Raw genomic sequence first — 25,050 nt, forward strand, 5'->3', positions numbered from 1 at the left:
AACTGTGGATGACTCTCAGCGGTAGTAGTTCGGATCCGAGCCGTTGATCGGGCACGTCCACTCGCTGAACTGGTCACGGGCCGACTGCTGATGGCAGATCAGGTTGTGCGTACCGTTGCGAGTGCCGATGTAGACCGGGGCGCCAGGAGAAGCGGCGATCGAGTTGGGCTCGCCCTGGATGCCGCCGCCCAGCGGGCTGATCGCGCTGCCGCTGACCGGGACGAGGTACGGCAGGACCTGCGATTCGGACCGCCGGCGCCCGAGCACGGCGAGGGTGCCGTAGTCGCGCCAGGACAGGTCGATGGCGTCTACCAGCTCCGAGCTGACCGGCAGGAAGACACCCGCGTCGATGGCGCCCTTGGCGTCGTAGGCGATGCGCCCGAGCTGCACCTGGGTGCGGTTGTCGACCTTGACGATCGCGGCGGCCCGCACGCCGTCGCGGGCCACCCGGAGCGCGAGGACCTCGCGGCCGCCGAGCCCCCAGTGCTCGACCCGCTGGAACGGCTGGCCGCGCTTACGCACCCACAGCCAGGACTTCTTCTTGGCCGTCTCGACGACCCACAGCTGGTTGTTGCGATCCCAGGTGGGCGCGGTGAAGCGCGAGCCGGGCTGCTGATGCGTCAGCAGCGTCTGCACCTCGCGCGCCCCGATCAGGCTCTTGGTCAGGAGCACCTGGCTGCGGTCAGGGCTCAGACCGGCCGCCTCCATTTTGTCCGGCGCGACCGCGGGACGTACGAGCCGATAGGCAAGGCTTTGGGTGAGGGGGTTCGCCTCGCCGGAGGACAACCCGCTCAGCAGGCCCTTTTCCCCGATGAAGTAGGGGGTCTCGACGCTCTGCAGCTCCTCGCTCAGGTTCCCGTCCGGGGCGTACTCCTGCCAGGACCGGATCGGCTGGACGCCCTCGTGGCCATCAGGCGCGACCTCGTCGCCATCGATCTTCAGCCGCCACTGCTTGATCTCGGAGAGCTGCCGCAACGTCCAGCTGAGCTGGGCCGACATGCGTTCGGGATCGCCGCCGGCGGCCTCGCGGCTGATATTGACCGTGGCGACGTCCTTGTCGATGTCGACGCCGCCGCCGAGCAGCTTGGTGTTGGCCGGGAAGGCGCTCTTCACCGCCGGGCTCAGCCAGGACGTCGGACCGGACAACAACGCCCGGACCAGGTGGGTCGCCAGGTGCCGCCGGTTGGCCAGTGGCAGGAAGACCCCGTTGGGCACCAGCCGCCTCTGGTCGGGCGTGAAGAAGTACAGGTTCATCGAACGGAACGCGCGGTCGACGTCGGCCTTGGTGAGCAGGAGGCCGACCTGGCCCTCCGTGGGCAGCCCGGTGATCCGCCACGTTCCCGGCTGCGTCCGGGTGAGCTGGAAGCTGACGACGACATCCCTGGGGTCCGCGGTGTACTGGCCATCGGTGTTGATCGCACCGAGCTGCTTGCCCGCGAGTTTCACGGTGGCCTGCGTGTCGCTCATCTTCTCGATCCGCGGCTCGAACCGGGCGTCGCCGAAGACGGTGACCGCGGGCCGGGTGCCGAGCTTCCAGCCGGTGTTGCCGGCGAGGTACTCGCGGGCCACCTTCTGACCGTCGTCGAAGCTCGCCGAGGCGTACAGGAAGCCCGAGACGATCTGTGCCGGCGACCAGCCCGGCCGCGGCCGGACCGGGATGAGCCGGACATACGGGTCGTCGGCCTGCTCGGCCCGGTCGGCGGACTTGCCGGACACCACCCGGCCACCGCTGGGCACGGTCGCGCAAGCGGTCGCGCCGGCGCTGACGCAGACCATCAGCAGTGCCGCAGTCACGATGGACGGACGGCGCGTGCGGCGGGAGGGTGCGGTCATTCGCCTACCTCCAGCTCCACGAACAGCGGGCGCGACGTGCCGGCACCCGGCGGGACGAGCGGCAGCGGCGAGCCGCGCAACTCGGCCCCGGCGATCCGCGGCAGCGACAGGCGGAACTGCGAGCCCACCCCCGGCTCGCCCCAGGCCTGCAGCCAGCCGCCGTGCAGCTGGGCGTCCTCGCGTGAGATCGACAGGCCCAGGCCGGTCCCGCCGGTGGTGCGTGCGCGGGCGGGGTCGGCCCGCCAGAAACGGTCGAACACCATCTGCCCCTCCCCCGGTTTCAGCCCGACGCCGTGGTCGCGCACGGCCACCGCCACCGCGTCGCGGTCGGCGGCCACCGACACCACGATGTCCTCTCCCTCGCCGTGTTCGACCGCGTTGACCAGCAGGTTTCGCAGGATGCGTTCGACCCGGCGGCGGTCGACCTCGGCCATGCACGGCTCGCCCGGCAGCTGGAGCACGACCTTGCTGCCCTTGCGTTCGGCCAGCGTCTGGGAGTCGCCCACGGCGCGCAGCACCAGGTCGCGCACGTCCACCGACTCGGCGTCGAGCGTCGCCGCTCCGGCGTCGTGGCGGCTGATCTCCAGCAGGTCGGCCAGGAGCGACTCGAACCGTTCCAGCTGGCTCTGCAGCAGCTCCGCGGACCGCCCCACCGACGGGTCGTCGAACGTGTCGCGGTGCTCGTAGAGCATGTCGGCGGCGATGCGGATCGTGGTCAGCGGCGTGCGCAGCTCGTGCGACACGTCCGAGACGAACTGCCGCTGCACCTGCGACAGGTCCTCCAGCTCGCCGATCTTGTCCTGGAGGTTGGCGGCCATGTCGTTGAACGAGGTGGCCAGGCGGGCCAGATCGTCCTCGCCGCGTACCCGCATCCGCTCTTCGAGCCGCCCCGCCGCCAGCCGCTGGGCACCCTGCGCCGCCAGCCGCACCGGGATGACGACCTGCCGGGTGACCAGCGAGGCGATGGCCGCCAGCAGCAGCACCAGGACGGCACCGACGCCGACCAGGGTCCGCTGCACAACGGTCAGCGTCCGCTCTTCCTGGGTGAGCGGGAACAGGTAGTAGAGCTCGAACTGCCCGGCCTTGCCACCCACGATGAGACCGCGCTGCGGCGGACGTTCGGGATCGGTGTACTTCAGCGTCCCGTACGTGCTGGCGGTCGTGAAGCTGGAACTGGCCGTCGCCTGCTTGAGCTGCTCGCGCAGCCGCCGCGGCACGCTCTCCGGCCCCAGCCCGTTGGTGCCCCAGCCGTCGACGAACATGTTGGAGGTGTCGCGGATGTAGACCTCGTACAGCCCGGACGGGCCACTGCGCGCCCGAAGCCCGTTGACCACGCTCTCGACGCGGCCGCCGGTCTCGGCGGAGCTGGCGAGCTCGCGCCGGACCGCGGCGAGGCCCTCGTCGAGCTGGCCGGTCGCCGTCTTGGTCTTGGCCTCCAGGAGCGCGGAGCTGATCCGCAGCTGGAGGAAGGCACCGAGGATCGCCACCACGATCGCGGAGATGACCAGCGTGGACGTGACCACCCGGACCTGGATGGAACGCCGCCAACGCGTGTAGAGACGCCGCGCCACGCCGCGCACGACCCGGCGGAACGTGACGAGCCCGCGCCGCACGTTCCGCCTGATCGCGGTCATGTTGATCGTGGTCATGGCCGGCATGGCCGTGGTTTCCTGCTGCTCACCGGGCGTCCGGATGGGGCCGGGCTATGCCGGACCCGCCTTGTAGCCGACACCGCGCACGGTGACGACGATCTCCGGCCGCTCCGGATCTTTTTCGATCTTGGCCCGGAGCCGCTGCACGTGCACGTTGACCAGGCGGGTGTCGGCGGCGTGCCGGTAGCCCCAGACCTGCTCCAGCAGCACCTCGCGGGTGAACACCTGGCGCGGCTTGCGGGCCAGGGCGACCAGCAGGTCGAACTCCAGCGGGGTGAGCGGGATGTGCTTGTCGCCCCGCTTCACCGAGTGGCCCGCCACGTCGATCGTGATGTCGCCGATCAGCAGGGTCTCGGGCGCCGGCTCGTCGGTGCGCCGCAGGCGGGCCCGGACGCGCGCCACGAGCTCCTTGGGCTTGAACGGTTTGACGATGTAGTCGTCGGCGCCCGATTCCAGGCCGAGGACCACGTCGACGGTGTCGCTCTTGGCCGTCAGCATGACGATCGGTATGCCGGATTCGGCGCGGATCTGGCGGCAGACGTCGATGCCGTCCGCGCCGGGAAGCATCAGGTCGAGCAGCACGAGGTCGGGCCGCGTCTCCCGGAACGCTTCGAGCGCCTTGTCGCCGTCGTGGACGAACGACGGCTCGAAGCCCTCGCCCCTCAGCACGATGCCAAGCATTTCGGCGAGCGCGAGGTCGTCATCGACGACCAGTACACGTCCTCTCATGGCCCTCATCGTCACAAAGTCGGGGTGCGGTGGAGTGGAGTGGCAAGAATTACACCTAGGGCTGCAAGGTTACCCGCGTTTGCCTTGTACATGACCCCTCCTGGCCACCGGGCACCGGCCTCTGCCTCACAGATGACGATGTTCAAAGGCCGGATGGTCGACAGCGACCACCCACTACCACCCGATAACTGGCAACGTTCGCCTTCCGCAGCTTGCACCCACGCACGCTTTAGGCGGACAAGGCTCGCTTAGCTCATGACAGGATGACGAGAACTGCGAGAGATCCGTTCGTTTGCACGTCGGCCGCCGTACTGGGAGCAGAGAGATGCCGGGACCGAAGGGCTGGGAGCCTGACGACGCCCCTCTGCTGGGTGGCGACGTCCCGTTCCGGCCGATGTCGATCTCGGAGATGATGGACGGCGCCATCGCCGGGATCCGCCGCCACCCGCGGGCCGCGCTGGGCCTCTCGGTGGCCGTGACCACGGTGATCCAGGTGCTCGGTTCGCTCGCCGCGTACTACCTGCTGGGCCCGGAGGCGAGCGGCGGCTTCACGCGCAGCAAGTTCTGGGAGTCGGTGGGCACCCAGCTGTGGCTCGGCGCGCTCGGCATGACCCTGTCGGCGTACGGGATCCTCCTGCTCTCGGGATTTCTCGGCCCGGTGCTGGGGCGCAGCATGTTCGAGAGGCCGGCCTCGTTGCGGCAGGCGTGGCGGGACACCCGGCCCCGGCTGGGCCGCCTGGCCGCCGTGTCGGCCGTGGTCATCCTCGCCGCGCTGCTCGGCCTGATCCTGCCGCTCGCCCCGTTCGCCCTGCTCGTCGCCACCGAGGCGCATCCGGCGCTGAGCGTGCTGGCCGGGGTCGTCGCGATCCCGGCGGGCCTGGCCCTCATGATCTGGCTGTACGTCCTGCTGGTGCTGGGCGCGCCCGCCGTGGTCCTGGAACGGCAGACGTTCACCGGGGCCCTGCGGCGCGCCACCGCGCTGTCCCGGGGCCGCTGGTGGCGGACCTGCGGCACGCTGCTGCTCACCATGATGATCACGGTCTTCATGGGCTTCTTCGCGCTGCGGATCCCGTTCCTGGTCGCTGACCTGATCTTCTTCGAGCGCGACCCGCACGGCACCGAGCTGGTCCTGAAGATCGCCGTCGACACGGTCGGACGCATCGTCAGCTGGTCGGTGGTGCTGCCGTTCGACGCGGGCGTGATCGCGCTGCTCTACTTCGACCGCCGCATGCGGCGCGAGGGCCTCGACCTCGACCTGCGCACCCGTCCCGCCGAGGATTCGATCCCCGCACCGGTGCACGTCCCGGCCACCGACGACGGCTTCTTCGACCTCTGGCGGCCCAGCCCGCTGATCACCTCCCCCTACCCTGGGGATCCTCATGATCATTGATCCGATCGGGCGGGACGAGGCCCGGGAGCTGGCCCGCCGCGAGCTCGAAAAGCCGATCTACAACCAGGACAACCCGTCCTGGTTGGAAAAGTTGTGGGATCGGTTCACCGAATGGCTGAACGGCCTGTTCGAGGACGCGTCGGCGCCGCAGGCGCACGGCAACGGCGGCGGATGGATCTCGATCGTCATCATCCTGGTGATCCTGGCGGCGGCGATCGCGATCATCGCGTGGCTCATGCGCGGCCGCCGCCTCACCCGTTCCCGCAAGGCTCCGCTCCTTGAGGAGAGGCCCTCGGCCTCGCGCGACCACCGCACCGCCGCCGAACGGCACGCCGCCGCGGGCCAGTGGGCGGAGGCGATCCGCGAGCGGCTGCGCGCCATCGCCCGTGATCTGGAGGAACGAGCCATACTCGGACCGAGACCGGGCCGTACCGCCGACGAGCTGGCGGCCGAGGCCGGGCAGGCGCTGCCGGAGCTGGCCGCCGACCTCCTCGCGGGCGTACGGATCTTCGACGACGTCTGGTACGGCGACCGGCCGGGCACCGCGGAGGGCTACGCCACGCTCACCACGCTTGACGAACGAGTACGGGCCGCACGCCCACGGCCGCTTGACGGCGACGGCAAGGGCGGCGACGACGAGACCGGCGACCAGGGCGTTCTCCAAGGCGCCGGTGCCGGTGCCGACGCCGCAGGCACCGGGTGGCGGTCGCCGTACATCCCGGCTGAGACGGGCGGTGAGGGGCGATGACGGACACGATCAGCGCGCCCACGCAGCCCTCCCCGGCACCCGCAGGTGACAACGGCAACGGCGGAGGCGACACGACGGCACGGCAGGTGGCCCAGCGCCGCTGGCGGGCGTCGCGCGGCATCGTCCTCGTGATCTTCGCGACGGTGCTCGTGGCGATCATCCTGGCCGCGCTCAAGCCCACGGTCACGCCGGGGTACCTCGACCCCACCGAGCCGGGCCGCGACGGCACCCGGGCCCTCGCCGAGGTCCTCAAGCAGCGCGGCACGCCCGTCACGGTGACGCGCCGCGCGGCCGACGCCGTGTCCCAGAGCAATCCCTCCTCCGTCCTCGTGATCACCAAGCCGGAGAACCTCACGCCCGCCGACGTGGGCCGCCTGCGCGCCGCGTCCGGCGACCTCCTGCTGGTCACGCCGAGCCGCGAGCTCCTGGAGGCGCTGGCTCCCGGGGTGTTCCCGGCGGCCAAGTCACTTGAGGAAGTGGCCGAGCCGGGCTGCTCGCTGCCGGCGGCGACGCTCGCGGGCCGGGTCGACTTCGGCAGATCCTCGGAGACCTACGAGCTCCCGTCCGGCGCGGCCGGCTGCTACCGCGCCGACGAGTTCGCGCGGGTCGTCCAGCTTCCGCCCACCTCGGCCGCCGGCCGGACGGTCACGATCATCGGCTCCGCCACGCCCCTCACCAACGAGAACCTCACCAAAGAGGGCAACGCGGCGCTGGCGATGAACCTCGCGGGCGCACGTTCGTCCGTGGTCTGGCTGATCCCCGACCGCCCGCGCGCGGGCAGCGGCGGCGACAAGTCGCTCGGCGATCTGATCCCGTTCGGCGTGAATCTCTTCTTCTTCCAGCTGGCCGTCGCGGTCGTGCTGATCGCGCTGTGGCGGGCACGGCGGCTCGGCCCGGTGGTGGCCGAGGCGCTGCCCGTCGCCGTCCGCTCCGCCGAGACGGTCGAGGGACGCGCCCGGCTGTACCGCGCCCACCACGCCCGGGAGCGCGCCGCCGCGGCCCTGCGCGCCGGCGCGATCGAACGGCTCGTTCCGCTGCTCGGCCTGCCGCGCAGCGCCGCACAGGATCCGGCGGCCGCGCATGAGATCGTCGCGGCGGTCGCCCGCCGCACGAACGCCGGCGAGGCGGCGGTCGGCGCGGCGCTGTACGGTCCTGAGCCTGCGGACGACGCGCAGCTGGTGGGGCTCACCGACTTTCTCGACGACCTGGAAAGGCAGGTTCGCGAATCGTGAACAATCCCGTGGAGCTCGCCAAGGACGGCGAATCACCTGTCGATACGCCAGAATCCACAAGAGCTTCAGTCGCGGTGGACGCCGAGCAGGCCGCGGGCGCGCGGGCGGCGTTGACCGCGCTGCGCGCCGAGGTGGCCAAGACGGTCGTCGGCCAGGACTCGGTGGTGACCGGCCTGGTCATCGCGCTGCTCTGCCGGGGCCACGTGCTGCTGGAGGGCGTGCCGGGCACGGCCAAGACGCTGATGATCCGGACGCTGTCGCAGGCGCTCGACCTGGACTTCAAGCGGGTGCAGTTCACGCCCGACCTGATGCCCGGCGACGTCACCGGCTCGCTGATCTACGACAACCGGACCGCGGAGTTCGAGTTCCGCGAGGGCCCGGTGTTCACCAATCTGCTGCTGGCTGACGAGATCAACCGGACGCCGCCCAAGACGCAGGCCTCGCTGCTGGAGGCGATGGAGGAACGGCAGGTGTCGGTCGAGGGCACCGGCCGTCCGCTGCCCGACCCGTTCGTCGTCTGCGCCACGCAGAACCCGATCGAGTACGAGGGCACCTATCCGCTGCCCGAGGCCCAGCTCGACCGGTTCCTGCTGAAGCTGACCGTCCCGGTGCCGTCCCGGGACGATGAGATCTCGATGTTGCAGCGGCACGCCGCCGGGTTCGACCCGCGCGACCTGTCGGAGGTCACCGCGGTGGCGGGCGCCGCCGAGCTGGCCGCCGGCCGGGCCGCGGTGCGCGGCGTCCACCTCGATCCCAAGGTCGCCGCCTACGTCGTCGACATCTGCCGGGCCACCCGGCAGTCCCCGTCGCTCCAGCTGGGCGTCTCGCCGCGTGGCGCCACCGCGCTCCTGGCGACGTCGCGCGCGTGGGCCTGGCTGTCCGGCCGTGACTATGTGACGCCGGACGACGTGAAGGCTCTGGCCCGCCCGACGCTCCGCCACCGGACGCAGCTGCGTCCCGAGGCCGAGCTGGAGGGCGCGACCGCGGACGGCGTGCTGGAGGGCATCCTCGCCCACGTCCCCGCCCCGCGCTGATGGCGCTGACCGGGCGCCTGGGGCTCCTCGCGCTGCTCGGCGCGGTCGTGCCGATCTTCCTGCCGAGCTGGTGGACGATGCTCGCGATCTGGGGCGTCCTGCTGCTCGGGGTGCTGCTCGACTTGGCGCTGGCGGGGAACGTGCGCGCGCTGCGCTTCCACCGGACCGGCGACACGAACGTACGGCTCGGCCAGACCGCGCATGTGGCCCTCATCGTGGAGAACCTCGGCGACCGCAAGGTGAAGGCCAGGCTGCGCGACGTTTGGCCGCCGAGCGCCAACGCCACCCCGGACGGCTCTGGCGACGGGCGCACCGTCACCATCAACGTGCCCCCAGGGGAACGCCGCCGCGTCGACATGACGCTCGTGCCGTCACGGCGTGGCGACCGCAAGGCGGTGACCGTCACGGTCCGTTCGGTCGGCCCCCTCGGACTGGCCGCCCGGCAGCTGTCGCGTGCCGCGCCCTGGACGCTGCGCGTGCTGCCGGCGTTCCCGTCCCGCCGCCATCTGCCCGCGAAACTCGCCAGGCTGCGCGAGCTGACCGGGCAGCACGTGGCGCTCATCCGTGGCCAGGGCACCGAGTTCGACTCGCTGCGGGAGTACGTGGACGGCGACGACGTGCGTTCGATCGACTGGCGGGCCACCGCGCGCCGGGCCGACGTGGTCGTACGGACGTGGCGGCCCGAGCGCGACCGCCGGATCTACCTCGTCCTCGACACGGGCCGCACGTCCGCCGGGCGGGTGGGCGACATCCCGCGCCTGGACTGCTCGATGGACGCGGCACTGCTGCTCGGCGCCCTGGCGTCCCGCGCCGGTGACCGGGTCGACCTGCTCGCGTACGACCGCCGCGTTCGGGCCCGGGTCGAGGGCGCCTCGCGCACCGACCTGCTGCCCGCCATGGTGCAGGCCCTGGCGCCGATCGAGCCCGAGCTGATCGAGTGCGACGCCGCCGGGATGGTCTCCACGCTCATGTCGCGCGTCCGGCAGCGCTGCCTGGTGGTGCTGCTGACCGAGCTCAACACGGCCGCGATCGAGGAGGGCCTGCTGCCGGTACTGCCGCAGCTCACCGCACGGCACCTGCTGATGATCGCCTCGGTGTCCGACCCGCGCGTCGACGAGATGGCCGCCGCGCGGGGCGATCTGGCCGCCGTGTACGACGCGGCCGCCGCCGAACGCGCCCGCGCCGAACGCCGCCGCCTCACCGCCGAGCTGCGCAAGTACGGAGTCGAAGTCGTCGACGCCCCACCAGACGAACTGGCCCCCGCCCTGGCCGACGCCTACCTGGCCCTGAAGGCGGGCGGCCGCCTCTAACGAAGCCGCCTCTAACGAAACGGCGGCCTGTGGCACTCAGCCCGCGGTGGGGACCACGTCGGGGCGTTCGGGGCTTTCGCCGGTCTCGCCCTCGCGGACGGCGCGGCGGCCCAGCACGATGACGTACGCGAGGAACGTGACCTCGGCGACGACACCGATACCGATGCGCAGCCAGGTGGTGTGGACCCAGCCGGTCACGAAGCCCTCGATCAGGCCGGAGACCAGCAGGACGACGATCAGGCCGAGGGCGATGCTCATCATCGCCCGGCCCTCCTCGGCGAGCGCCTGCGCGCGCGGGCGGCGGCCCGGGTCGATGATGGTCCAGCCGATCTTCAGTCCGGCGGCGCAGGCCAGGTAGACCGCGGTCAGCTCCAGGAGGCCGTGCGGCAGGATCAGCCCGAAGAACACGTCTCCCTTGCCGTTGGCGATCATCAGCCCGGCCATCACGCCGAGATTGAGCTGGTTCATGACCAGCACCATGATCGTCGGTATGCCCAGCAGGATGCCGAAGATCAGGGCGACCGCGGAGACCCAGGCGTTGTTGATCCAGACCTTGAACGCGAACGACGACGCCGAATGTTCGGTGTAGTAGTTGGCGAACTCGTTGTCGACGATGTCCTGGATCTGGCTCGGCGTCCCGATCGTGGCCTGGACCTCCGGGTTCTTGATGATCCAGACCGCCAGGGCGAAGGCGAGCAGGTTCCCGAGCAGTGCGTTGCCCATCCACCACCAGCGCAGCCGGTAGGCGGCGGCCGGGAACGACGCGCTGAAGAATCGGGAGAAGTCCCGCCACATCGGCGCCTGGGCACCCGCCACCGCCGCACGGCCGCGCGCCACCAGGGACGTCAGACGTCCGACGAGCAGCGGGTCGGGCGAGCCGGACCGGACCACCGAGAGGTGGGTCGCGGTGCGCTGGTAGAGCTCGACCAGCTCGTCGACCTCCGCGCCGGTCAGCTTGCGGCTGTTGTTGATCAGCCGTTCCAGGCGCTGCCATTCGTCGTTATGGGCGGCCACATAGGCATCGACGTCCACCTGGGGAGAGTAACGTGTCCGGTCACCGACCGGGCAAAATGGACCTCCCCAGCGCCCGACGCAGGAGGAGTACATGGCCGAGCTCGTCACCGGTGAGGCCGTCGCGGTCGAGATCAAGGTCGCGCGGCTGGCCAGCCGGGCTTGCGCGCTCCTCCTGGACCTGATGATCCAGCTGGTGATCCTCAACTTCGCGCTGATCCCGGCCCGCATGACGGAGCTGGTCGCCGACGACGCCTGGTCTGCCGGACTCGTCATCCTGACGACCGTCCTGGTGCAGGTGGGCTATCCCTGCATCTTCGAGACCATGACCCGGGGCCGTACGATCGGCAAGCTCGCGCTGGGGCTGCGGGTGGTCTCCGACGACGGCGGGCCGATCCGGTTCCGGCAGGCGCTGGTCCGCGCGCTGGCGGGCTATGTGGAGTTCTGGGCCTTCGCGGGCGCGCCCGCGTTGATCACGTCGCTCTTCAGCAAGCGCGGCAAGCGCCTGGGCGACCTCTTCGCGGGAACGGTGGTCATCCAGGAACGGGCGTCCGGCACGTCGATCTACGGCCCGATCGCGGTGATGCCGCCGCAGCTGGCCGGCTGGGCGCAGACGCTGGAGCTGTCGCAGCTGTCGGACGAGCTCGCGATGACCGCGCGGCAGTACCTCGCTCGCTTCTGGGATCTGCTGCCCGAGGTACGGGACGCGCTGGGCCAGCGCATCACCGACCAGGTCACCGCCGTAGTCAGCCCGCCCCCGCCGCCGGGTGTGCGCCCCGAGATCCTTTTGTCGGCCATCCTGGCCGAGCGGCGCCGCCGTGACGAATGGCGGCTCGCGCAACGCAAGGCCCGCCGGATGCGGATCGCCGGACAGCAACTGACCGCATGGCCGGGTCCGGCCACCCCTGCTCCGGCGCCCGCGATGGCCATGGCGGGCCCGGCACCCGCTCCCGCTCCGCGTCAGGGCCCTCCGGCTCCCCCGCCGTTCAGCGGCCCGGTGCCAGGCAGGCCCACGTTCGTGCCACCCGTGAACTACGGCTCCGGCCCGTACCAGGACGTCCTCAACCGGCCGCTGCCGCCCGGACAAGGCCCAGGCCCATACCAGCCGCCGCAACGCGGCCCGCAGCCTCAGCCGCCGCCGTACGCCTACCCGTACGGAAGTCAGCCGCCGCCCCACCAACCTCCCTACCCTCGACAGGGACCTCCCCAGGGCCCACCGCCCGGACCGCCCCAAGGGCCGCCGCAGGGAACCCATCCATGGCCGCAGGGTCCACCGCCTGGACCACCGCAGGGCGCTCCCCCTGGGCCGCCGCAGGCGCCGCCTCCACCGGAGGACTCACCTCCGCCGCCACTGTGAAGCCCTCGCCAGGAACGTGCCTGCTCGACGCCCATACCTGGCCCCGCTGAAGGCCCGCACCATAGGCACGCCGACCGTTCCCACCGGAGCGTGGCTCCGGTGGGAATCGGCCGGCGGGGGTTCCTGATTCGCTAAGGCGTGCCGCAGTACTGCTGCTGCTTGCCGATGGCCCGGTAGGGGCAGTCGGCGTACTCGGTCAGGGTGAGCAGAGCGTCCCGGTTGCGGGAGGTCTCTCGTTCGATGACGGACGGCGACGGGTAGAAGCTGCTGCCGTACATCTCGAACGTGTAGGAGAAGATGCGCTGGTTGCCCCAGAACCAGTCATCCGTCGTGCCGTCGGTGATGTAGAGGTCGCTGGCCTGCTGGGGCGTGTAGCCGTTGGAGTTCGCCATCTGGCGCCCGATGGTGCGATGGGTCGCCTCCTCGTCCGCCGACAGGGCGCCGGGCACCGTGTTGGCGTAGGTGTAGCCGAACGGCCAGAGCACGAGTTCGCCGTACGAGTGGATGTCCAGGAAGATCTTCAGCTGCTGGACGCCGCCCACGACGCGGCTGCGGGCGAAGTTGGCCAGGACCTTGGTCTCCGGCTCGGACTCCGCCGACGGCCCGCGGTAGGTCTCGCTGGCGCCGTTGCCCGACGAGCCGCCGCAGCAGCCCCACCGGTAGGCGAAGTTGCGGTTGAGGTCGGTGCCGGTCGAGGTCGAGTTGGGCCTGCGGTTCTTGCGCCACATGCGGCCCGCCGACGTGTCGCTGGTCATGTCGTAGACCTGGCCGTCGGGGTTGGAGATCGGGATGATCCAGATCTCCCGGCTGTTCACGATGTTGGTGATGCGGCTGGTGGCGTTGTACTCCTTGGTGAGGATGCCGATCAGGTAGAGCGCCTGCTCGTTGGTGAGCCGCTCCCGCGCGTGGATGTTGGCGATGTAGAGCACCTCGGGCTCGGCCTCGTCGGCGGCGACGTTGTCACTGATCTTGACGCCGACGATGTCCCTGCCCTGGTACGACTTGCCCGCGACGAACTTGCGCGCGATCTGCGGATAGTTGGCGACGACCTGGTCGATCTCGGCCAGCGTTTCGGCATAGGTGTGGTACGAGGTGGCGGCGCGCGGTTGCGGGGCGGGGGCGGGGAGCAAGCTGACCTTGAGTCCGAGCCGCTTGATGGCGCTGACCTCGGACGGGATGGCGCTGACCTCGACCGAGCCGTCGGCGCGCACGTTGTCGATCGCCGCGCCCGTCCGGGCCAGTTGGGACCGCTGCTGGGCCGTGGCCGCGCCGGTCACCAGGTACTGCTTGGACGGCGAGTCGGGAGCGGGCGCGGCCGCCCCCGCGCCGGACTGCCCGGCCAGGACCATGAGGAAGGCCGCGAGAACCGCGGCGACGGGAGCGAGTCTCCGGGGGATCACCATGTGACGGGACACCTGCCATTCGCATGTGCGGGGTTTCCACAGGAAGTCCACGAGCGCTCGCGGTGCCGTCACGATGACTGTTGCGGCGTCCTTTTACAATGGCGGCCGCTGCCCGCCGACAGAAAGAGTAACCACCTGTCGACGCAGGTCAGCAGCGCTTTGCACGCCCATGTTCAGTCACAATCAAAATCGGACTGAAATTTCAACGACGTCCATTGAAAATGGGTGATCAGCCGAGATTGGGCGGTGACCCGAGCTCGGTCAGCTCGATTCCCGGGGCGGCCACCACCACGTCTCCGGCCAGGTGCACCATGTCCACCTCGCCGGTCGCCAGATCGGTCACCTCATACCGTTCCACCGGCAGCGGGGCGGTCTCGGTCTCGTGCGTCTCGATCTCCGCCAGCCGCCAGCGCCACAGGCCGGTCAGCGCGGACAGCGCCGGGCCGCTCAGCCGAACGAGGCGCACGTCGGCCTGCTCGCCCTTCTGGAGCCGCAGCGTCCGGGCCACCGAGACAAGGAAGCCCGGCGAATCCCCGATGAACGCCGCGGCGCGTTCACCGTGCTCGGTCACGGTCTCGGCACCCGAGGCCGCCCGTACCCACGCGAGTTCGTGACCGGTCACGCCACCGCGGATCCACCAGTCGGGAGCGACCAACTCCATCCGGATCTGCCGCCACCGCCCGTCCACGACGAGGTCGAGCCGCATCCCGTCGGAGCGCTCCCCCACATACCGCCACCCGCCCGCGCCGGGCGCGCACTGAAAGCGTTCCTCTAGCTCTTCGTCCAGGTGAAGGTAAGTTCCGCGCGGCACGCGAAGGACGTTACCTCAGGAGCCCAGGCGCCAGGAGTGGAGGTAGTCCTCCTGCTCGGGGGTGAGGGTGTCGATGCCGATCGACATGGAGGCCAGCTTCAGGCGGGCCACTTCGGTGTCGATCTCCTTGGGCACGTCGTGGAGGGCGGGCGCGAGGTCGGCGTGCTCCTTGGCCAGCCAGGCGCAGGTGAGTGCCTGGTCGGCGAACGACATGTCCATGACGGCCGCCGGGTGGCCCTCGGCGGCGGCGAGGTTGACCAGCCGCCCTTCGGCCAGCAACACCAGGCGCCGGCCGTCGGCGAGAACGTACTCGTCCGCCTGGGGGCGGACACCGTGATGGACCTCGACGGCCAGCTCTCCCAGGGCACGGACGTCGATCTCGACGTCGAAGTGGCCGGAGTTCGCCAGGATCGCGCCGTCCTTCATCACCGCGAGATGCTCGGCGGCGATCACATCGCGGTTGCCGGTGACGGTGATGAAGACGTCGCCGTGCTCGGCGGCCTGGGCCATCGGCTGTACGGCGAAGCCCTGCAGCGCGGCGTCCAGGGCCTTCACAGGGTCGATCTCGGTGATGACGACGCGGGCGCCGAGGCCGCGGGCACGTTCGGCCAGGCCACGCCCGCAGTAGCCGAAGCCCGCGATGACGATCGTCTTGCCCGCCAGCAAGGTGTTGGTGGCCCGGATGATGCCGTCGAGCGTGGACTGCCCGGTGCCGTAGCGGTTGTCGAACATGTGCTTGGTGTCGGTGTCGTTCACCGCCACCATCGGAAACCGCAGCACGCCCTCGCGCGCCATCTGGTGGAGCCGGATGACCCCGGTGGTGGTCTCCTCGCAGCCGCCCTTGACCGTGGCGAGCAGGTCGGTGCGTTCGATGTGCAGGGTGTTGACCAGGTCGCAGCCGTCGTCGAGCACCAGATCAGGAGCCGTCTCCAGCGCCTGGTGGATATGCCGGTAATACCCCTCGCGGTCGATGCCCGAGCGGGCGAAGACCTCGGCGCCGTACTCGTGGACGAGCGCGGCGGCGGTGTCGTCCTGCGTGGACAGCGGGTTGGACGCGGCCAGCGCGACGCTGGCGCCGCCCGCCTGCAGGGTACGGATGAGGTTCGCGGTCTCGGTCGTCACGTGCATGCACGCCGCGATCTTGAAGCCGTCCAGCGGCCGTTCGACCGCGAAGCGCTCCCGGATCTGCCGGAGCACCGGCATGGTCCGGTCGGCCCACTCGATCCGCTTCACGCCCTCGTACGCCAGCGAGGCGTCCGCGATGTCGCTCAACAACACTCCTCATAACACTGCCGGGCGGGCACGAGCCCGCCCGGCAGTATCACCTCATCAAGATCACGGCATCAACCACCGACCGGCGCTGCGATCGCGTCCGAAGGCAGTTCCGAGCCTGCGAGGAACTGATCGCGGAGCGAGCCGCCAGGCGAGTCGGGCGCGATGCCAGCGAGCGCCGCGTTGCCCGTTGAAGGAGGGCGCTCAGCGCCCGACGCCGAGGGCGACGCAATAAAATCAGTACCTGTAGTGGTCGGGCTTGTAGGGGCCCTCGACGTCGACGCCGATGTACTCGGCCTGCTCCTTGGTGAGCTTGGTCAGCTTCACGCCGAGCGCGTCCAGGTGTAGGCGCGCGACCTTCTCGTCCAGGTGCTTGGGCAGGACGTAGACGCCGACCGGGTACTCCTCGGTCTTGGTGAACAGCTCGATCTGAGCGATCACCTGGTTGGTGAACGAGTTGGACATGACGAACGAGGGGTGGCCGGTGGCGCAGCCCAGGTTCATCAGACGGCCCTCGGCGAGCACCAGGATGGTGTGGCCGTCCGGGAAGCGCCACTCGTGCACCTGCGGCTTGATCTCGGTCTTGACGATGCCCGGGACGCGGGCGAGACCGGCCATGTCGATCTCGTTGTCGAAGTGCCCGATGTTGGACACGATCGCCTGGTGCTTCATCCTGGCCATGTGGTCGGCCGTGATGATGTTGAAGTTGCCGGTCGTGGTCACGAAGATGTCGACCGTGTCGACCACGTCGTCCAGCGTGGCGACCTGGAAGCCGTCCATCGCGGCCTGCAGGGCGCAGATCGGGTCGATCTCGGTGACGATCACGCGGGCGCCCTGACCCTTGAGCGCCTCGGCGCAGCCCTTGCCCACGTCGCCGTAGCCGGCCACGAGCGCGACCTTGCCGCCGATCAGCACGTCGGTGGCGCGGTTGAGGCCGTCGATCACCGAGTGCCGGCAGCCGTACTTGTTGTCGAACTTGGACTTGGTCACCGAGTCGTTGACGTTGATCGCCGGGAATGCGAGCGTGCCCGCCTTGGCCATCTCGTACAGCCGGTGCACACCGGTCGTGGTCTCCTCGGTCACGCCCTTGATCGCGGCGGCCGCCTCGGTCCAGCGCCCGGGACGCTCAGCGATCGTGCGGCGCAGCGTCTCGAGGATGATCCCCCACTCCTCCGGGTCGCCCTCGCCCGCCGACGGCACCGCGCCGGCCTTCTCGTACTCGGCGCCCTTGTGAACGAGCAGCGTCGCGTCACCGCCGTCGTCGAGGATCATGTTCGGCGGGGTGCCGTCGGGCCAGGACAGCGCCTGGTCGGTGCACCACCAGTACTCCTCCAGCGTCTCGCCCTTCCAGGCGAACACCGGGACGCCCTTCGGGTCCTCGACGGTGCCCTCCCGGCCCACGACGACCGCGGCCGCGGCGTGGTCCTGGGTGGAGAAGATGTTGCACGACACCCAGCGAACGTCGGCGCCCAGCTCCACCAGCGTCTCGATCAGCACGGCGGTCTGGATCGTCATGTGCAGCGAGCCCATGATCTTCGCACCGCGCAGCGGCTTGGCCTCGGCGTACTCCTTGCGTACGGCCATCAGACCGGGCATCTCATGCTCGGCGAGCCGGATCTCCCGGCGCCCGAAGTCGGCCAGCGACAGATCGGCGACCTTGTAGTCCATGCTTACGTTGCTCCTTGCGTCCACGTGGAGGATCGGCGCCCACCGCGCCCATGACTGTGGGTCCGCCCGCGAGTCTAGGCGCGGCCGTGCGGCCAAGGCACGCCAGAGGGCGACTTTCTTACACTAATTTGTCAGAATCACCCCATGCGCATCACGGAGGCCGCCCGGCGGCTCGGCACCTCACCCCGCATGCTCCGCTATCGCGAGGCCCTTGGACTGCTGCCGCCCACCCGCGAGCAGAGCGGCCACCGCCGCTTCGGCGACACCGAACTCCGCGCGGTCGCCCTCGCCCTGGCTCTGGAGAAACGCTACGACATAGGCCCGGCCGAGCTGGCTTTCGGCCTCCGGGTACTCGCCGAGCCCGAGGTCCAGGCCCGCGTCCGGGAGCTGGGCGAACGAATCGGCCGCCTTTCCGCCCCGCCCACCCGGGCCCTCGACTTCGAGAAGGAGAAAGCCCTCCGCCTCCTCCGCCGCCGCTGACCCACCGGTCGACCGGCCGCTGAACGACCTGGAGCAGCTTGCAGGGCAAGGGCACTCATCGCCCGTCAGCATGGTTGCTCCAGGCGGTGACGTCGACGTCGCCGGGGTGCAGCGGCTCGGACAGTACTACCGAGGTGGTGGTCTCGCCGAGCGCACTGAGTTGCTCGATGACCTCCTCCAGTTGCCCGGCGTCACGCACGGCGATGGCGAGCTCGTAGCAGTTCTGGCCGGTGACGTGGACGCAGGACAGAACGTGCCCGATGGACAGCAGCCGTTCCTGCAGCCAGGCGGCGCCCTTGACCGAGCGGTGCCGGGGGCGCAGCGAGACCCGTGCCTGCAGGGACAGGCCGAGACGGTTCAGGTCGAGCCGGGTCGTGTAGCCGATGATCACCCCGGCGTCCTCCAGGCGACGGACCCGTTCGGCCACGGCGGGCCTGCTGAGCGAGACCCGGCGGCCTAGCTCGGCCAGGCTGATCCGGGCATCAGCCGTCAACTCCCGGACGATCCTCAAGTCGGTGGTATCGAGTGACGAATCGAAGGTTGACAGGGCTGCTCGCCTCCCAAGCGCTGATGGACAGCGGTGATGACTGTCGCAATCGTATGGGCCATGCGTGGCATTCCGGCATAGCGTCGTCGGTCATGAGAGCGACCGTCTTGGAAGATGTCGGCACGGTGCGGGTCGTCGAGGTCCCTGACCCTGTGCTCGTCGAGCCCACCGACGCGGTGGTGCGCGTGATGCTGGCCGCCGTGTGCGGATCCGACCTGTGGCCGTACCGCGGCCAGGAGAAGTTCACGCCCGGCGATCGGATGGGCCACGAATGGATCGGAATCGTCGAGGATGTCGGTGCCGCGGTCGGCAGCGTGCGCCGCGGCGACTTGGTACTGGCGCCGTTCGCCTTCGCCGACGGCACCTGCGCGTACTGCCGTGATGGCCTGTTCACTTCCTGCCCGCATGGGGGGTTCTGGGGCGGCGGCCATGACGGCGGTCAGGCCGAGGCGGTGCGTGTTCCCTTCGCCGACGCCACGCTCGTGCCGGTACAGACCGACGCCGACCCCGTTCTGCTGCGCCGCCTGCTACCGCTGACCGACGTCATGGCGACCGGCGTGCACGCCATCACGCTGGCGGGCGTACGGCCCAGCGGAACCGTTGTGGTGATCGGCGACGGCGCGGTCGGGCTGTGCGCGGTGCTGGCAGCCAAGGCGGCCGGGGCCGAGCGGATCCTGGCGGTCGGCCGCCATCGCGACCGCGGGCAACTGGCCCAACGGCTGGGCGCCACCGACGTACTGGATGCGAGCCACTCCGGCACCGCGGCGGACCTCCTGGAACGGACCGGCGGAGGCGCCGCCTGCATCGCCGAATGCGCCGGAACCCAGTCAGCGCTGGATCTGGCGGTGACCGTGGCAAGGCCAGGCGGCACCATCGGCTCGGTTGGCGTCCCCAACGGCGTCCACTCGGTGGACCTCTACCGCTTCTTTCGCCACAACATCACGCTGCGGGCGGGAGTGACCCCGGCGCGCCGATACCTCCAAACCCTGGTCGAACAAGTACTGGCCGGGACCCTGGACCCCTCGCCCGTGCTCACCTGCGATGTGCCGCTGGACGAGGTCGCCTCGGCCTACCGGGCCATGGACGAACGCCGCGCCATCAAGGCCGTGGTGCAGACCGCCTGAGTGCCTGTGCCACGGCCTCGGAGATCGACCCGTTGCCACCGTGGGCCTCCACACCTACCCCGGAGTCACCTACCGCCCGATCGCGGACGCATCACCCGTTCCGGTCCAGCTCGTTTGGACCGATCCGCCAAGCCACCCAGCAGTCGCAGACCTGATCACACTCGCCCGCGATGTCATCCAGGATGGATGCGGTTTCCCCGAGGGATCGGTTTGATCGCGCGTGGGTCAGGTGCTGTTGGCTCCTGGGACCACCAGGCCTGACTCGTACGCGAGCATGACGGCTTGGGCACGGTCGCGCAGGCTCAGCTTGGTGAAGACGCGGGCCACGTGCGTTTTGACGGTGTGCTCGCTGACGACGAGACGAGCGGCGATCTCGCCGTTCGACAGGCCGCCGGCGATCAGCACCAGCACCTCGGTCTCGCGGGCGGTCAGTGTCGCCAGCTCTGCGGGTGCCTGGGGACGGTTGCGGCGCTGTGTTGTGAACTCGCGGATCAGGCGTCCGGTGACCTGGGGCGCCAGGAGGGAGTCTCCGCGCGCCACGACCCGTACGGCTGAAACCAGTTCGTCGGCAGTGGCGTCCTTGAGAAGGAAGCCGCTGGCGCCCACTGACAGGGCCTCGTAGACGTACTCGTCCACGTCGAACGTGGTCAGCACCAGGACCCGGACGCCGTCGGCGCCTGGCCGGCCCAGGATGCGCCTGGTGGCCTCGATGCCGTCCATGCCGGGCATCCGGATGTCCATGACGACGACGTCCGGCCGGTTGGCCTCGGCCATCTGGACCGCCTCGCGGCCGTCTCCGGCCTCGCCGATGACGGAGATGTCGGGCTGCGCGTCCAGAAGTGCGGCAAAGCCCGCACGCACGATCGTCTGATCGTCGACGATCATAACCTTGATCATCGTGCCGGCTCCATGCGGAGCTCAGCGACGGCCGGATGCCTCAGAACCGGGATCACGGGTCGGGTTTCCTTCCCTCGACAGCGGGAGCTCGGCCTCCACCAGGAAACCGCCCGCTACGGCCGGTCCTGCGGAGAAACGTCCGCCCAGCATGGTCGCACGTTCCCGCATTCCGACCAGACCGTGTCCGCTGCCGGAGTCCGCGGGAGGCGCGGCTTGGAGACGAGTCTGCCCGGTATGACGCTGCACCGCGCCGCCGGGTTCCCCATCGTCTCTACGGGTGGCGGAGGGGTCACGGTTCAGAACCATGGTCGGTGCCGAGCCGCCGTCGTCCCGTACCCGTACGGCCAGCCGATCCGGCAGGTAGGTCAGGTCCACGTGCACCTCGGCGCCGGGCGCGTGCCGCCGCGCGTTGGTGAGGGCCTCCTGAACGATGCGGTACGCCGACAGCTCGACCGTCGTGGACAGCGTGCGCGGGTCGCCGTGCACCTCCAGGTCCACCCGGCCGCCGGCGCCGCGGTGCTGGTCGATCAGGTCCGGCAGCCGGTCCAGCCGGGGCTGCGGCGCCGTCTGCGACTCCGGCTCCGGCTTGGCGTCGGCGCGCAGCACGCTGAGCAGCCGCCGCATCTCGACGAGGGCGTCCCGTGCGGTCTTGGCGATCTCGGTGTAGCCCGCGCGGGCCTCCGGAGACAGGTTCTCCATGGTGTACGGGGCGGTCTCGGCCTGAACGGCGATCATCGACACCGAGTGGGCGACCACGTCGTGCAGCTCGCGGGCGATGCGGGCGCGTTCCCGCATGACCGCCTGTTCACGCTGGACGGCGGTGAGGCGCGTGAGGGTCTCGTTGTTGCGCTCCTCGGCCTCGGCCTCCGTACGCCCCGCGCTCTCCACCGCGCGGCGGGCGTCACCGAGCCCGATCGCGGCCAGCACCGCGACCACGGGCGCCGGCCAGGGGATCTCGTCCAGCGTGTTGGTCGCGAAGTAGACCACCGCGACGGTGACCAGGCTGCCCACCGCGAGCGCGCCCGCAGACTGGCGGGGCAGCTGCCGCCCCAGCGCGTAAAGCGTGTAGAGGGCCGCGAACGTGGTGGTGATCAGCAGGCCCTGGCCGGTCAGCAGGCTCGCCGCGAACGCCCCGAGCGCCACCGCCGCCACCGGCCGCAGGTACTCCTGGCGCCACACCAGCGGCAGTGTGGCGGCCACCGCGAATCCACCGGCCACGCTCAACGGCGATACGGTACGCGGCGCGAGCTCGGCGACGGCGGCGATCGTCAACGCCAGCCCGGTGAGCGGCGCGAAGTACCAGGACGCCATGAACTCCGCCCACGCATTGATCCACCGTGGCAGCGGGGCGGTACGCGTCGTGAAGCCCGGCAGGACGGCGGTCCCGTCGGGGGTGCCACCGTGCTGGCGCCGGCCCGAGCCGTACAGCTTCGCGCCGAGCCTCTTCCCGACCGGGCTCAGCAGCCGGCCGAGAGCCGTGATGATCCACAACAGCAGCTGCCCGAGACCGGCGACGACCCGTCCGGACAACCGCCAGGCATGATGGGCCAGCGCCGGTCCGAACTCAGCGGCCATCGGCGCGGACGGCTCCCCGCGCCCTGGCGGCTCCCCGTGCGCGGCCGCGTCGGCGGGGGGCGGTGGATGCCCGCGCGTACGGTGCGGGGCGCTGCCGGGATGGTTGCTGCTGGTCACTCATCAATACTGTCCCTTTTACCCTGATGCTCACCTCACCGTGCGGTGTTATGCGTGCGCCGGATGTCCCCCTAGAGGACGACCCCGTTTCCCTCCTTTTGGGGGACGTAAGGAGGATGCACGCGAACGTAGTGTCTTAACCGTGACCTACGCGGCAGCCCCACCGACATAGGGGGTTCGGCGGAGCTGCCGCGGTCACGCCAGAACCGTCCGGCTTCAGGGGTCCGGACGGGGAGCATGGGAAGGCGCCCTCGCTGGTCGTCCGTGGGCGTGTCTCTCCGAGACACGGCCGGTCTTGCCTGGGCTGGGGTCGATCGGCGCGAAACGGCCGGCCGGCGAGGGAAACGCCTCCCAACAGGGACAAGTTCCGCTTGTGACCTCTGCAGCACGGCATCGAACGAGATCGAGTGCCTCTTCTTATACGTCACCGTGGCCCGCGCGTAGAGATGGTCTTGTAGCCGCCGGGAAACAAAAAAGTCGGCCCCAGGCGAAATTTCGCCTGGGGCCGCGTGATTGTGCAGGGATCAGGAGGAGGGCGTCGGGCTCTCCGGGGCGGCGGGGGCGTTCTTGAGGGCGACCTCGTCGAGGGCGGGCTCCAGGTAGATGAGCCGAGCCTCGGGGAACTGAGCGCGGATCTTGGCCTCGGCCGCGTCGATGCCGCGGGCGACCTCGGCGGCCGTGTCGTCGTGCTGCACGGCGATCTTGGCCGCGATCAGCAGTTCCTCCGGGCCGACGTACTGGGTCCGGATGTGGATGACGTGTTCGACCTCCTCGACCGACTCGAGCGCCTTGACGATCTGCTCCTCGGCCTCCGGGTCCGCGCCCTCACCGATCAGCAGGCTCTTGGTCTCGATGGCCAGGATGATCGCGATGGTCGCCAGCAGCACGCCGATGGCGATGGTGCCGACGCCGTCCCAGACGAGGTTGCCGGTCAGGACGGCCATGGTCACGCCGAGCAGGGCCAGGATCAGGCCGACGAGGGCGCCCAGGTCCTCCAGCAGGATCACCGGCAGTTCGGGCGCCTTGGACCGGCGGATGAAATCCCACCATCCCCGCTCACCGCGGACGGCGTTGGACTCCTGGATGGCGGTGCGGAAGGAGAAGGACTCCATGATGATCGCGACGATCAGCACGCCGAACGCCCAGCCCGGGGCGCTCATCGTCTCGTCCTTGTTGTGAAGGGCGTGATCGATCTTGTGGTAGCCCTCGTACAGGGAGAACACCGCGCCGATCGTGAACAGCACGACGGCGACGACGAACGCGTAGAAGTACCGCTCCCGGCCGTACCCGAAGGGGTGCTGAGGGGTGCGCGCCCGCTTGGCGCGCTTGCCGCCCAGGAGCAGGAGGCCCTGGTTGCCGGAGTCGGCGACCGAGTGGATGCCCTCTGCCAGCATCGAGGACGAACCAGTGAAGGCGAACGCCACGAACTTGGCGGTCGCGATCCCCAAGTTGGCGACCAGCGCGGCGACGATCGCCTTGGTTCCGCCTTCTGCACTCATCTACGCAATCCTCGCCTTGAGCTCCTGGATGGCCGACACGGGCGTGGGGTCCACGCCCAGCGCGATGGCCAAGTAAACCGTCACATAGTCCCCGAGCGCGATCAGCGTAGCGATCCTTTCCAGCGGATGCTCCCCCTCGGCTGCGATTTCGGTCACCGCGACGCCCCGCGCGCGGGCCAGTTCGACCGAGACCTCGCGGCGCTTGAGCACCTGCGGATGCTCGTCGAGATCGCGCAGCACGACCAGATGGAGCCCGTGGTCGGCATCGTCGGTCCGGTCCCGGAAGAAGTCGTCGGGATCGTCGGAGCCGCTGGAACGCGCGAAGAAGCCGTCGAACGCCACGACCTGGTTGTGGTCGGCTTCGGGGAGGTCGCCGTAGACACCGGGGTACTTGGCGTTCTCGTTGAGCTGGCAGCAGAAGCGGTAAGCGGCGGTGCCGGCGAGCGACGACGTGCCCCAGACCATCGGGACGTCTCCGGCCAGCTCCAGCGCGATGCGCTTGGCCGGGTTGACGAACGCCTCGCTCGCCGGACGGCAGCGATGGGAGACGTCCTCCAGGAGCGTGGCCGTGGATTCCAGGGTGTCATCCGGAATGTCGGCCAGCCCCAGCGTGCGGGCCGCCAGCAGCAGCGGCACGGTCAGCCCCCACAGCGTCGCGCGTGGCTGGCCGACCGAACGCACCGGAACGAACAGTGCGCGGGTCTGGGCGGCCATCGCGGCGAGCGGGGAGTCGGCGCCGCCCACGAAGAGCAGCCGGGCTCCCCGGCGGGCGGCCTCGGTGGCGACGGCGAGCGTCTCCTCCGTACCTCCCGAGCAGGAGACCGCGATCACCAGATCGGCGGCGCCGACCCAGCCCGGCAGCCGGTAGCCGCGCACGGTCACGATGGGGACCGGGCAGCCCAGGCCGCAGACCGCGGCCAGGACGTCGCCGGAGATGCCCGAACCACCCATGCCGGTGACGACGATCGAGCGCGGACGGCCGTCCTCAGCCAGGCGGTCGATGCCCGCTTCGACGGTGGCGCGCACGGCCTCGCGAATCTGCGCCGCCGCCGACGCGACCTGGCGGAGCATCCCACCCGGGTCGGCCGCCTCGATGGCCGCGGGATCGTCCAGTACGGCCGGATCGACCGCGTCACTCACCGTCGACCCCATTCACGAGACGCAAGCCCACCATTAGCGCCGTCAACCGCATGCGTACACCCATCCGCCCCATTCACCGCGCGGGAACGACCGTCCGCCGCGTTCATCACGCGAGAGGCATCGCCCGCCGCGTTCACCACGCGAGGACGACCGTCAGCCGCGTTGGCGGTCCGAGACGTGCCGCGTGCCTCGTTCACCACGCGGGAACGATCGGCCGCCGC

At 70.3% G+C, this 25,050-nt stretch carries 21 protein-coding genes; 8 read left to right on the top strand and 13 right to left on the bottom strand.

Annotated features, from left to right (window positions below):
• Window positions 1-15: 15 nt before the first annotated feature.
• Genes F8566_RS04510 through mtrA form a run of 3 tightly spaced genes read right to left on the bottom strand, consistent with a single transcriptional unit; the run spans window position 16 to window position 4,214 of the window.
• Window positions 16-1,833: an LpqB family beta-propeller domain-containing protein gene (locus F8566_RS04510; protein ID WP_151558306.1), complete on the bottom strand. Its 1,818-nt coding sequence runs from the start codon at window positions 1,831-1,833 to the stop codon at window positions 16-18.
• Entirely contained in the window at window positions 1,830-3,482 is a 1,653-nt protein-coding gene (gene mtrB / locus F8566_RS04515; RefSeq protein WP_225992876.1) for an MtrAB system histidine kinase MtrB, read from the bottom strand. Before mtrB ends, F8566_RS04510 begins: the two co-directional genes overlap by 4 nt.
• Before the next feature lie 54 nt (window positions 3,483-3,536).
• Entirely contained in the window at window positions 3,537-4,214 is a 678-nt protein-coding gene (gene mtrA / locus F8566_RS04520; protein ID WP_151558308.1) for an MtrAB system response regulator MtrA, read from the bottom strand.
• A 325-nt stretch (window positions 4,215-4,539) separates the two neighbouring features.
• Between mtrA and F8566_RS04525 the strand changes: the two genes are divergently transcribed.
• The 5 genes from F8566_RS04525 (at window position 4,540) to F8566_RS04545 (ending at window position 9,928) form a co-directional block, all read left to right on the top strand.
• Complete coding sequence (locus tag F8566_RS04525) at window positions 4,540-5,604, top strand: hypothetical protein (RefSeq protein WP_151558310.1); 1,065 nt, start codon at window positions 4,540-4,542, stop codon at window positions 5,602-5,604.
• Window positions 5,594-6,352, top strand: a complete 759-nt coding sequence (locus tag F8566_RS04530; protein ID WP_151558312.1) for a DUF4129 domain-containing protein — start codon at window positions 5,594-5,596, stop codon at window positions 6,350-6,352. Before F8566_RS04525 ends, F8566_RS04530 begins: the two co-directional genes overlap by 11 nt.
• Complete coding sequence (locus F8566_RS04535; protein ID WP_151558314.1) at window positions 6,349-7,584, top strand: DUF4350 domain-containing protein; 1,236 nt, start codon at window positions 6,349-6,351, stop codon at window positions 7,582-7,584. Before F8566_RS04530 ends, F8566_RS04535 begins: the two co-directional genes overlap by 4 nt.
• A gap of 74 nt (window positions 7,585-7,658) precedes the next feature.
• Entirely contained in the window at window positions 7,659-8,618 is a 960-nt protein-coding gene (locus F8566_RS04540) for an AAA family ATPase (RefSeq protein ID WP_151559010.1), read from the top strand.
• Entirely contained in the window at window positions 8,618-9,928 is a 1,311-nt protein-coding gene (locus F8566_RS04545; RefSeq protein WP_151558316.1) for a DUF58 domain-containing protein, read from the top strand. Before F8566_RS04540 ends, F8566_RS04545 begins: the two co-directional genes overlap by 1 nt.
• A 36-nt stretch (window positions 9,929-9,964) precedes the next feature.
• Here F8566_RS04545 and F8566_RS04550 read toward each other — a convergent pair whose 3' ends face one another.
• A complete protein-coding gene (locus tag F8566_RS04550; RefSeq protein ID WP_151558318.1) occupies window positions 9,965-10,960 on the bottom strand; it encodes a stage II sporulation protein M in 996 nt (331 codons plus the stop codon).
• A gap of 73 nt (window positions 10,961-11,033) precedes the next feature.
• Between F8566_RS04550 and F8566_RS04555 the strand changes: the two genes are divergently transcribed.
• Complete coding sequence (locus F8566_RS04555; protein ID WP_151558320.1) at window positions 11,034-12,296, top strand: RDD family protein; 1,263 nt, start codon at window positions 11,034-11,036, stop codon at window positions 12,294-12,296.
• 131 nt (window positions 12,297-12,427) lie between these two features.
• On the opposite strand, the gene F8566_RS04560 is transcribed toward F8566_RS04555, so the two are convergent.
• The 4 genes from F8566_RS04560 to ahcY (F8566_RS04575) all read right to left on the bottom strand — a co-directional run bounded on the left by F8566_RS04560 (window position 12,428) and on the right by ahcY (F8566_RS04575) (window position 17,450).
• Complete coding sequence (locus F8566_RS04560; RefSeq protein ID WP_151558322.1) at window positions 12,428-13,699, bottom strand: M14 family metallopeptidase; 1,272 nt, start codon at window positions 13,697-13,699, stop codon at window positions 12,428-12,430.
• 229 nt (window positions 13,700-13,928) lie between these two features.
• Window positions 13,929-14,510, bottom strand: coding sequence for a hypothetical protein (locus F8566_RS04565; RefSeq protein ID WP_151558324.1), 582 nt, complete (start codon window positions 14,508-14,510; stop codon window positions 13,929-13,931).
• Window positions 14,511-14,525: 15 nt separating this feature from the next.
• Window positions 14,526-15,782: an adenosylhomocysteinase gene (ahcY, locus tag F8566_RS04570; protein WP_225992877.1), complete on the bottom strand. Its 1,257-nt coding sequence runs from the start codon at window positions 15,780-15,782 to the stop codon at window positions 14,526-14,528.
• A 237-nt stretch (window positions 15,783-16,019) separates the two neighbouring features.
• Window positions 16,020-17,450 (bottom strand): adenosylhomocysteinase, encoded by a 1,431-nt coding sequence (ahcY, locus tag F8566_RS04575; protein WP_151558328.1) that lies wholly within the window; start codon window positions 17,448-17,450, stop codon window positions 16,020-16,022.
• 144 nt (window positions 17,451-17,594) lie between these two features.
• On the opposite strand from ahcY (F8566_RS04575), the gene F8566_RS04580 reads away from it, so the two are divergent.
• A complete protein-coding gene (locus tag F8566_RS04580) occupies window positions 17,595-17,930 on the top strand; it encodes a MerR family DNA-binding transcriptional regulator (protein WP_151558330.1) in 336 nt (111 codons plus the stop codon).
• Between the two features lie 55 nt (window positions 17,931-17,985).
• On the opposite strand, the gene F8566_RS04585 is transcribed toward F8566_RS04580, so the two are convergent.
• Window positions 17,986-18,477 (bottom strand): Lrp/AsnC family transcriptional regulator, encoded by a 492-nt coding sequence (locus tag F8566_RS04585; RefSeq protein ID WP_151558332.1) that lies wholly within the window; start codon window positions 18,475-18,477, stop codon window positions 17,986-17,988.
• Between the two features lie 92 nt (window positions 18,478-18,569).
• Between F8566_RS04585 and F8566_RS04590 the strand changes: the two genes are divergently transcribed.
• Window positions 18,570-19,601, top strand: a complete 1,032-nt coding sequence (locus F8566_RS04590; protein WP_151558334.1) for a zinc-binding dehydrogenase — start codon at window positions 18,570-18,572, stop codon at window positions 19,599-19,601.
• 225 nt (window positions 19,602-19,826) lie between these two features.
• Here F8566_RS04590 and F8566_RS04595 read toward each other — a convergent pair whose 3' ends face one another.
• From F8566_RS04595 to F8566_RS04610, 4 genes are all read right to left on the bottom strand, one after another.
• Window positions 19,827-20,498, bottom strand: a complete 672-nt coding sequence (locus tag F8566_RS04595; RefSeq protein ID WP_151558336.1) for a response regulator — start codon at window positions 20,496-20,498, stop codon at window positions 19,827-19,829.
• Between the two features lie 21 nt (window positions 20,499-20,519).
• Window positions 20,520-22,190, bottom strand: a complete 1,671-nt coding sequence (locus tag F8566_RS04600; RefSeq protein WP_225992879.1) for a sensor histidine kinase — start codon at window positions 22,188-22,190, stop codon at window positions 20,520-20,522.
• Window positions 22,191-22,714: 524 nt separating this feature from the next.
• On the bottom strand, window positions 22,715-23,689 hold the full coding sequence (locus F8566_RS04605; protein WP_151558338.1) for a cation diffusion facilitator family transporter: 975 nt from the start codon (window positions 23,687-23,689) through the stop codon (window positions 22,715-22,717).
• The gene (locus tag F8566_RS04610; RefSeq protein WP_151558340.1) at window positions 23,690-24,829 is read right to left on the bottom strand and encodes a bifunctional phosphoglucose/phosphomannose isomerase; all 1,140 of its coding nucleotides are present in this window, start codon (window positions 24,827-24,829) and stop codon (window positions 23,690-23,692) included.
• Window positions 24,830-25,050 lie beyond the last annotated feature (221 nt).

Origin of the sequence: Actinomadura rudentiformis, from assembly GCF_008923185.1 — a bacterium.
Lineage (GTDB): Bacteria > Actinomycetota > Actinomycetes > Streptosporangiales > Streptosporangiaceae > Spirillospora > Spirillospora rudentiformis.